1 pseudogene is annotated in these 306 nt (G+C 74.2%); it reads right to left on the bottom strand.

The features are described 5' to 3' along the window. Positions 1-123: 123 nt before the first annotated feature. A pseudogene (locus tag ACNPM4_RS19380) lies at positions 124-306 on the bottom strand (tRNA (adenosine(37)-N6)-threonylcarbamoyltransferase complex transferase subunit TsaD); the annotation flags it as partial.

Here is a 306-nt window from a genome sequence, read left to right as displayed (position 1 = left end):
CGCGACGGGCGCCGGGAAGCCGCGGCGCCGCCCCGGGATGCTGCTCGACCTCGTCACTGGCGCGTTCGACGCGCGCCGGCGGAGTCCGGGGGATCTTCGCGTCGGACGAGCCGGAGACGTCGCTCATGCGGGCACCGCCTCGGCGATCTGGATCTCGGTCACCGGAAGGGTGGAGTCCGCCCCGAACGCCAGAGTCGAGGGGCGCCGGCCCGAGGAGATCAGCTCGGCGGCCAGCGCGGCGATCATCGCGCCGTTGTCGGTGCACAGCGAGAGGGGCGGGATGCGCACCGTGACTCCCGCCTCATC

Source organism: Microbacterium umsixpiens, from assembly GCF_053543675.1.
Note: the sequence above shows the minus strand (reverse complement) of the source record. Positions and strands in the feature narration are given on the sequence as shown.